Origin of the sequence: Actinomadura sp. KC216 (assembly GCF_004348535.1) — a bacterium.
Taxonomy (GTDB): Bacteria; Actinomycetota; Actinomycetes; order Streptosporangiales; family Streptosporangiaceae; genus Spirillospora.
The window spans coordinates 1-8524 of sequence record NZ_SMJX01000340.1; the positions used below are offsets into that span (position 1 = coordinate 1).

10 protein-coding genes are annotated in these 8524 nt (G+C 75.6%); 5 read left to right on the top strand and 5 right to left on the bottom strand.

The features are described 5' to 3' along the window. Positions 1 to 1296: ATP-dependent helicase C-terminal domain-containing protein (locus tag E1264_RS35985; protein ID WP_279491916.1), on the top strand; the 1296-nt coding region annotated here is incomplete at its 5' end. On the opposite strand, the gene E1264_RS35990 is transcribed toward E1264_RS35985, so the two are convergent. After that, a complete protein-coding gene (locus tag E1264_RS35990) occupies positions 1280 to 2032 on the bottom strand; it encodes a TetR/AcrR family transcriptional regulator (protein WP_132180903.1) in 753 nt (250 codons plus the stop codon). The genes E1264_RS35985 and E1264_RS35990 overlap by 17 nt on opposite strands. A 94-nt stretch (positions 2033 to 2126) precedes the next feature. On the opposite strand from E1264_RS35990, the gene E1264_RS35995 reads away from it, so the two are divergent. Both E1264_RS35995 and E1264_RS36000 read left to right on the top strand, forming a co-directional pair. Further along, a complete protein-coding gene (locus tag E1264_RS35995) occupies positions 2127 to 3095 on the top strand; it encodes an ATP-binding cassette domain-containing protein (protein ID WP_243711377.1) in 969 nt (322 codons plus the stop codon). Continuing rightward, positions 3092 to 3886: an ABC transporter permease gene (locus E1264_RS36000; RefSeq protein ID WP_132180907.1), complete on the top strand. Its 795-nt coding sequence runs from the start codon at positions 3092 to 3094 to the stop codon at positions 3884 to 3886. Before E1264_RS35995 ends, E1264_RS36000 begins: the two co-directional genes overlap by 4 nt. Here the strand turns inward: E1264_RS36000 and E1264_RS36005 are convergent. The 3 genes from E1264_RS36005 to E1264_RS36015 all read right to left on the bottom strand — a co-directional run bounded on the left by E1264_RS36005 (position 3883) and on the right by E1264_RS36015 (position 5954). Next, positions 3883 to 4635: a hypothetical protein gene (locus E1264_RS36005; protein ID WP_132180909.1), complete on the bottom strand. Its 753-nt coding sequence runs from the start codon at positions 4633 to 4635 to the stop codon at positions 3883 to 3885. The genes E1264_RS36000 and E1264_RS36005 overlap by 4 nt on opposite strands. A gap of 87 nt (positions 4636 to 4722) precedes the next feature. Then, a complete protein-coding gene (locus tag E1264_RS36010; RefSeq protein WP_132180911.1) occupies positions 4723 to 5469 on the bottom strand; it encodes a zf-HC2 domain-containing protein in 747 nt (248 codons plus the stop codon). After that, a complete protein-coding gene (locus E1264_RS36015) occupies positions 5466 to 5954 on the bottom strand; it encodes a sigma-70 family RNA polymerase sigma factor (RefSeq protein ID WP_205717773.1) in 489 nt (162 codons plus the stop codon). Before E1264_RS36015 ends, E1264_RS36010 begins: the two co-directional genes overlap by 4 nt. Positions 5955 to 6393: 439 nt before the next feature. Between E1264_RS36015 and E1264_RS36020 the strand changes: the two genes are divergently transcribed. Beyond that, positions 6394 to 7110: a hypothetical protein gene (locus E1264_RS36020; protein ID WP_243711378.1), complete on the top strand. Its 717-nt coding sequence runs from the start codon at positions 6394 to 6396 to the stop codon at positions 7108 to 7110. Between the two features lie 103 nt (positions 7111 to 7213). After that, the gene (locus E1264_RS36025) at positions 7214 to 7642 is read left to right on the top strand and encodes a PPOX class F420-dependent oxidoreductase (protein WP_132180915.1); all 429 of its coding nucleotides are present in this window, start codon (positions 7214 to 7216) and stop codon (positions 7640 to 7642) included. 160 nt (positions 7643 to 7802) lie between these two features. Here the strand turns inward: E1264_RS36025 and E1264_RS36030 are convergent, their stop codons facing one another. Further along, positions 7803 to 8426 carry a hypothetical protein gene (locus E1264_RS36030; RefSeq protein ID WP_132180917.1) on the bottom strand — a complete coding sequence of 208 codons (624 nt, stop codon included), beginning with the start codon at positions 8424 to 8426 and terminating at the stop codon, positions 7803 to 7805. Positions 8427 to 8524 lie beyond the last annotated feature (98 nt).

The following is an 8524-nucleotide window of genomic DNA, read 5'->3' on the forward strand; positions in this document are numbered from 1 at the left end:
ACCCTCGAAGCCCTGGGCGCCGTTGACGGCGGCCACGTCACCGACCGGGGCCGCCGCCTCGCCCGCGTCGGGCTCCACCCACGCCTGGCCCGCGCGCTGATCGACGGCGCGCCCGAGGTCGGCGCCCGCCGCGCCGCCGAGATCGTCGCGCTGCTGTCCGAGCCGCCGCCGCGCGCGTCCGGCGACGACCTCACCGCCGCCTGGCGGGCCCTGCGCGGCCCCGGCCGCCCCGCCGGCGCGCACGCCGCGCGCTGGCGCGACGAGGCCCGCCGCCTGCGGAGATCCCTCCCGGCCGCGGCCGACGACCCGGCGCCGCGCGGAGACGACCACGCGGCCGGGCTCGTGGTGGCGCTGGCGTTCCCGGAGCGGGTGGCGCGGGCGCGGCGGGGGAGCGGATACCTGATGGCGTCCGGGACGGGCGCGGCCCTCGCCGGCGGCTCCGCGCTCGCCGGGGCGCGGGCGGAATGGCTGGCCGTCGCGGCGGCGGACCGGCCCGCCGGGGCCGCGTCGGCGCGCGTCCGGCAGGCCGTGGTGATCGGCGAGGACGTGGCGCGGCTCGCCGCCGCGCCGCTGCTGCGGACGATCGAGGAGGTCGCCTGGCGGGACGGGGACGTCGTCGCGCGGCGCGTCGAACGCCTCGGCGCCATCGAGCTGGACGCCAGCCCTCTGCGAAACCCCGACCCCGACCTGGTACGCGCGGCGCTCCTGGACGGCGTCCGCGCCGAAGGGCTCGGCCTGCTGGCCTGGACGCCGGCCGCCCGCGCCCTCCGCGACCGGCTCGCGTTCCTCCACGCCGCGCTCGGCGAGCCGTGGCCGGCGGTCGACGACGCCGCGCTGCTGGAACGCGTCCCGGAATGGCTGGCGGGCGCCCGCCGCCGCGCCGACCTGGGCAGGATCGATGTCGCCGCGATGCTGCGCGGCCTGCTGCCCTGGGAGCGGGCGAGCAGGCTGGACGAGTACGCGCCCGAGCGGATCGAGGTGCCGTCCGGGTCCCGGATCCGGGTCGACTACGCGCAGGAGCGGCCCGTCCTGGCGGTGAAGCTGCAGGAGCTGTTCGGCTGGGACGCGGCGCCGCGCCTCGCGGGCGGGCGGGTCCCGCTGGTCGTCCACCTGCTGTCCCCGGCCGGGCGCCCGGCGGCGGTCACCGCCGACCTCGCCTCGTTCTGGCGCGAGGGCTACAGGGCGGTCAGGGCGGAGCTGCGCGGGCGCTACCCCAAGCACCCGTGGCCCGAGGATCCGGCTCAGGCCGTGCCGACCAAACGCACGAACGCGCGCCGCTCTAGCGGGAGTCGATGAGGACCTGGATGCCGTCCAGGATGCGGGCCAGCCCGAACTCGAACGCCCGGCGCGGGGCGACGGCCGAGTTGTACTCCTGCCCGGCGGCGGTGCCGACGCGCGTCCCGATGGGGTAGTCGGCCTCGTTGACGTAGGTGTCGAGGAAGGGGGCGGTGGCCTCCCACCACTGGGCGTCGCTGATGCCGCTGCGCCGCTCCGCCTCGGCGGCGTTGACCGACACGCGGGCGGCGCTCTCGGCGAAGCCGGTGATGAGCGCGGCGACCGAGTCCATCTCCAGGTCGGTGAGGCCGACGCCGTCCACGGCGCGCAGCTCCTCCTCGTACTTGGCGATCGTGTTCGGGCCCATCGGCGGCCGGGCCACCGTGATCTGCAGCAGCCACGGATGCCGGTGGAACATCGCCCAGTTCTCGCGGGCGATGTGCTCCAGCCGGGCCCGCCAGGTGTCCTGGCCGGGCGGGGCCAGCTCGCCGTACGCGCGGTCGAGCATGACGTCGACCAGCTCGGCCTTGCCCGGCACGTAGGTGTAGATCGACATGGGGGAGACGCCGAGCTCGTCGGCGATGCGGCGGATGGACAGGGCGTCCAGGCCGTCGGCGTCGGCCACCTCGATCGCGGTCGCGACGATCTGCTCGGCGGTCAGCCGCGGCTTCGGGCCGCGCTTCGGCCGCTCCCGCACGCCCCACAGGAGTTCCAGGCTGCGCCTGGGGTCGCCGCCCCCGCTGTACTCGGTCGTCACATCGCCGATCCTCTCAGGGATGAAACTCTGTACGTCGTACGTTATATTGTCCGTGATGGTAAATCCGTACGCCGTATATAGTTTTGGAGGGCGCGTGACGGAACCACGGTTCGCGGTCGTGGCCGACGGGCTGCGCAAGCGCTACGGCGACACCGACGCCCTGGCCGGGCTCGATCTGCGCGTGCCCGCGGGCACCGTGCACGGCCTGCTCGGGCCGAACGGCGCGGGCAAGACCACCGCCGTCCGCGTGCTGACCACCCTGGCCAGGCCGGACGGCGGCACGGCCCGCGTCGCCGGGCACGACGTCGTGCGCGCGGCCGCCGGGGTGCGCACCAGGATCGGGCTCGTCGGGCAGCACGCGGCGGTCGACGAGGTGCTCGGCGGGCGCCAGAACCTCGTCATGTTCGGCCGCCTCTACCACCTGAGCGCGAAGGACGCGCGGCGGCGGGCGGACGAGCTGCTGGAGCGGTTCCGGCTGACCGGCGCCGCCGCCAAGCCCGCGGGCGAGTACTCCGGCGGCATGCGGCGGCGCCTCGACCTGGCCGCGTCCATGATCCTCGCGCCGCCCGTCCTGTTCCTGGACGAGCCGACCACCGGCCTCGACCCGCGCAGCCGGGGCGAGGTCTGGGACGCGATCCGCACGCTCGTTGGCGGCGGCACGACCGTCCTGCTCACCACCCAGTACCTGGAGGAGGCCGACCGGCTCGCGGACGGCATCTCGGTGATCGACCACGGCCGCGTCATCGCCGAGGGCACCCCGGACGGCCTCAAGACCCGGCTCGGCGGCGACCGCATCGAGGTCGTCCTGGACGACCCCGCCTCGCTCACCGCCGCCGCCGAGATCGTCGCCCGGGTCGCGTCCGGCGAGGTCGACGTGGACGCCGAGTCACTGCGCATCGGCGCCCCCGTCACCGGAAGGGCCGCCGTGCTCACGGAAGCCGTCCGGGCCCTGGACGACGCGGGTCTGCGGGTCGCCGACATCGGCCTGCGCCGCCCCACCCTGGACGAGGTGTTCCTGCACCTCACCGACAAGGACAACGAGAAGGAGGAGGTGCGCTCGTGAGCGTCCAGACACTGCGCTGGGCCGTCGCCGACGGCCGGGTCCTGACCGCGCGCGCCCTCGCGCACTGGGCGCGGCGACCCGGCGAGGTCGCCATGGGCCTGCTGTTCCCCGTGATGGTCGTGCTGATGATGGGCTACCTGTTCGGCGGCCAGATGGAGGTCCCGGGAGGCGGGAGCTACCGGGAGTTCATCGTCCCCGGCATGTTCGCGCTGACGATGGTGTTCGGCGTCGAGACGACGTTCACCGCGATCGCAAGCGACGCCGCCAAGGGGGTGGCCGACCGGTTCCGCGCGATGCCGATGTCCTCGTCGGCCGTCGTCGTGGGCCGCGCCACGGCCGACATGCTCCACTCGGTCGTCGCGCTGGCCGTGATGGCGGTGTGCGGCGTGCTGATCGGGTGGCGCGTCCACGACGGCGCCGCCAAGGCCCTCGCCGGGCTCGGGCTCCTCCTGCTCCTGCGGTTCTCGCTGATCTGGCTCGGCATCTACCTGGGCCTGATGGCGAAGGGGCCGGAGTCGGTCGCGGCCGTCCAGGTGCTGGTGTGGCCGATCGGGTTCCTGTCCAGCGCGCTGATCGCGCCCAGCACCATGCCGGGCTGGCTCGGCGCGATCGCCGAGTGGAACCCGATGTCGGCGACCGTGACGGCGTGCCGCGAGCTGTTCGGCGACCCCGTGTCCGGCGGGTCGTGGGCGGCGCAGCACAGCCTCCTGATGGCGGTGGTGTGGCCGCTGGTCATCGCCGCGGTGTTCATACCGCTGTCGGTGCGCCGCTACCGCGCCCTGGGCCGCTAGGGCAGCAGGCCGGCGCGATGGCGTGCGAGCGCCACCGCCGGATAGCACGCCTCGGGCAGAGGCTCCGTGCCTGTTTCCCTGTGGGGGGACGACCCCCCACGCCCCCCGGGCTCCGCGTCGTTGAGCGCGGCGCGGAGCCTCTGCCCCACGGCGGCCGGATCGTAGGGCTGGACGACGCACAGCTCCGCCTGCATCGCCTGCCGCGCCGCCGCCATCAGCGCCGGGACGTCCCCGACGATGACGACCTCGGACGGCACGTCGCCGTGCCCGAGCCGCACCGCCACCGCGTGCAGGCCCCGCGTGCCCGCGTCCTCGTAGCGGAACTCGCAGATGAGGCGGTCGCCGTCCAGCGGGCCCTCCTGGACGAGCCATGCCTGGCCGGGGACGACCCGTCCGAGCGACTTCTCCCACGGCACCGCCGCGACCTCGCCGAGCCCGCCGGCCGCCCGGCCCGCCGCGCGGCGCCCCTCCACGGGGCCGATCGCGGCGAGCGCCGCCAGGAACGCCCGCGCGCCCGGCGTCGCGGCGGCGCGCAGGCACGTGATCAGGTCGCCGAGCGCCGCCCGCCGGGCCTGCGCGTGCGGGGCCGCGGACTCCAGGGCGCCGAGCCGCGCGGACGTCCACACCTCCGCCTCCAGCGGGCCCGGCAGCGCCGGAAGGGCGTCCGCCTCCCGGACGAACGCCGCGTACACCTCGCGGAGCCCCGGCAGCATCAGCCCCGGGCCCGGAGACGACCGTGCCGCACCCATCGCCCCAGCGTATGGGAGATGAGAAGCGGCGCGTCCCCGCGGCCGGTGCGGCCGGGCCGCGGGGACGCGCCGCGGGCTCGCGGGCGCTCAGGCCGGGACGGTCAGCAGGGTGCGTGCCCCGCCCGCCGCCCGGCCGGTCGTGCGCACCTCGAACCGGCTGATCTCCCCGGGCCGCAGCGCCGTCCCGCCCTGCAGCGCGAGCCGCGGCTGCGCGGACCCCGGCAGCCCGTACCCCGCCGCCGGGACGGCCCAGCCCGCCACCGTGTGGGCCCGTCCCGCCCGGTCCACGGCGACCAGCTCGCACTCCAGCGGGCCGCGGACCTTGGTCAGCTCCAGGGCGATCCGGCTGCCCCACGCCTTGTCCTGCATCGCGACCGTGCCGGTGACGCCGCTGCCCGCGTCGGTCGCGGACAGCCGTTGCCCGTCCCGCAGCAGCGCGGCCGTACCGCCGTCCGCATCGGCCGAGGCCGCCGTCCCGCCGCGGTCGGCGCCCAGCGTGTACCCGGTGCCGACCGCCCCGCCGAGCAGCACGACCCCGGCGGCGGCCGCGGCCAGCGCCCGCGTCGAGCGATGCCGGCGCTCCCGGCGGATCCGCTGCCGCAGCAGGTCCGAGACCACCGCGGGCTCGGGCGGCGGCGGCGCGGCGGGCGCGTCCGCGGGTTCGGCGATCGGGCCGATGCCGTCGAGCGTCTCGGCGATGCCGCGCAGCTCGCCCAGCTCCGCCTGGCACGCGACGCACCCCGGCAGATGGGCCTCGAACGCGCGCCGGTCCGGGGCCTCCAGGAGGCCGAGGGCGTAGGCGCCGACGTCGATGTGCAGCATGTCCGCGCTCATGGCGTCACGCCCCTCTCCTCCAGGGCGACGCGCAGCGCCCTGAGCGCGTAGTAGACCCGGGACTTCACCGTGCCGACGGGGATGCCGAGCTGCTTGGCGGCCTCGTTCACCGACCGGTCCCGGAAGAAGGTCTCGTTGAGGATCTCGCGGTGGGCCGGGGACAGCGCGAGGAGTGCTTCGGACACGACGACGGAGCGCAGCAGATCCTCCAACCCGTCGGGGACGCGCATGTTCTCCAGCGGGCCCTCGCCCGCCTCCTGCGGCCGGGCGTTCTTGCGGCGCTGGTCGTCGATGACGATCCGGCGCGCGACCGTCGCCAGCCACGGCAGCAGCGAGGTCGCGTTCTCGTCGAGCTGGTGCGCGCTGCGCCAGGCGCGGATCATCGTCTCCTGCACGACGTCCTCGGCCCAGTGCCGGTCGCCGCCGGTCAGGCGCAGCACGAACGACAGCAGCGGGCGGCCGTACACGCGGTACAGCTCGGTCACGATCACCTGGTCGTCCACGGCGCCCGGGGGCCGCGGGCCGCGGAACCAGCTCCACGGGCCGGCGGCGGGACGTTCTCGCGGGGCCGGTACGGCGGTCGGTGATCTGTGGGCCATCGGGGGTCTCCGGCGGAAGCGGGGGCGGCGGACGGCGCGGTGACCGTGAGCCAGGTGTCACGTCGGGAGGCAGTACGCGGCCCGGGGCGCCGGAGGTTCAACCGGGCCGCTGCCGGGACGGATTTTCCAGCCCTACCCTTACTGGTTCGATACCTCTTCCTTACCCCTGGCGCGGGCGGCCCGCGGGCCGCGTCCTAGTTGCGAAAGTCGGCACGGGACCACGCCGCGCCGGTCCCCGGAAGGGCAACGCTCACTCCACGCATTGGAGCGAATGCGGGCATCGGGCCCATTTGCCCAGCTAAGGACCGAGGGGCGGATCGGCATAGTGAAAGGGAACGGCAACACAGGACTGACCTACCGCCTGCTGATGGCGGTGGACATCCAGGGATACAGCAAGCGTGACACCCGCGAGCAGCTGCTCGCGCAGCGCGACCTGTGCGAGGCGCTCGACCGCGCCGCGCACGGCGCCGGGCTCGACCGTGGCCACTGGGAGAAGCAGGTCGGCGGCGACGGGGAGCTCGCCACGCTGCCGGACGGGACCGACCCGGCCACGGTGGCCGGCGAGTTCGTCATCGGCCTCGCCGAGGCGCTGCACGACCTCAACCGCGAGGCGCGCGGCGACGGCGCCGCCGGGGAGGCGGGCGCGCACCGGCTGCGGGTGCGGCTCTCGCTGCACCACGGCACGCTGACGGCCGGGCCGTTCGGGCCCGCCGGCGACGCGCCGATCGTCGTCCAGCGGCTGCTCGACGCGGCGCCGCTGCGCCGGCTGCTGGCCGGCGACGCGGGCCGCGACCTCGCCTACGTCGTCTCGGACTCGCTGTTCGAGGACGTCGTGCGGACCGGGTTCTGCGCGCTGCCGCCGGAGGCGTTCCAGCCCATCAAGGTGACCGCGAAGGGCACCACCTTCCGCGGCCACATCCTCACCGGCCGCGCCGTCCGGCAGCACGACCTGCCGGACGGGGGAGAGCGGGGCGGCCCGCCGGGCGAGCGGGCGGCCCCGGACGCCCGCGTCCTCGACTTCCCGGCCCTCGCCGTCCGGTGAGTCCCGCCCGGTGAGTTCCCGCCCGGCGATTCCACCGGGCGGGAAGTGATCGGGGCGGTGCGCGGTTGACGCCTGGAAACCGGACCTAGTGCGGAGGCGGACGATGGCGGACGACGCGGCGCTGGCCAAGCTCGTGGCGGGGCACGACCTCGGGGTGCTGATCACCCTCAAGCGGGACGGGCGGCCCCAGTCGTCCAACATCAACTACCACTTCGACCCGGACCGGCGGCTCGTGCGGATCTCGGTCACCACGGACCGGGCCAAGGCTCGCAACCTGGCCCGGGACCCGCGGGCGAGCCTGCACGTCAGCACCCATGACGGCTGGTCGTACGCGGTCGCCGAGGGCACCGCCGAGCTGTCGGCCGTCGCCGCCGACCCCGGCGACGCCGCCGTGGACGAGCTCGTCGAGGTGTACCGGGACATCCGCGGCGAGCACCCCGACTGGGACGAGTACCGGCGCGTCATGGCCGAGGACGGCCGCCTTGTCGTCCGCCTCCACGTCGAACGCCTCTACGGCCACGTCCGCGACTGACGTTCCGCCGGCCCGCCCGCGCCCGCTCGCGTGCCGCGTCCACAGCGCGGGGCCGGAGGCCGCGCGACCCCCCGCGCGGCCCCCGGCGAAAAGGGTGCAGGCCGAGAGCACCCCGCAGTTCCCTCGGCCTGCACGTTCTCGTGGCCCCGATGGACCCCGCCTACACGGGGTCAGGGCCGTAGACCTCCCACAGCTCGCCCGCGAAGAACTTGCCGAAGTTCAGCAGCGACTCCGCGCCGTCGGGGCCCTTCGTCCGGAACGTCGTGAGCTGCCGCGCGAAGTCCGTCAGCCGGATGTGCAGCACACCCGCCGCGACGACCTCCGCGCCGTCCTCCCGGTCCTCGCCGACGTGACCCTCCAGGATCCGCACGTACAGCGTCGAGGTGTCCGGCCAGATCCGCGTCGGCGGTCCGTGCAGGACGTTCTTCACGCCGCTGAGCGTGCGGGCGTTGCCGTCGCCGTCGGTGTAGAACAGGCGGTACTTCATCAGCCGCCGGTCCTCGTCCCCGCCCGGCGTGGGGTCGACGAACAGGTTGAACGTGCCGTGCTCGACGACGCGCCGGCCCCCGTGCCCGGCCGCGTCGACCCAGCCCTCGGCACGCGCCTCGTGACCCGGCTCGCGGACGAACCGCTCGGTGTCGTCGGCGGTGATCGTCAGGCGGAACGACAGCGGCCGGTGCCCCTCCGCCTTCTCGCCGGTCCGCGGGTCGGTCTCGCCGTAGGTGACCGACCCCTTCATCTCTTCGGTGAAGGACAGCGACGTACGGGCAGTTCCGGGGGGCATGGGGGGTCGCCCCCCCGGAGGCGTACGGCCCGGAGTCACCGCGGAGGGTCCCCGCGACCCGCCGTGGTCCCCCGAGACCGGACCGTACGCCGCCGCGC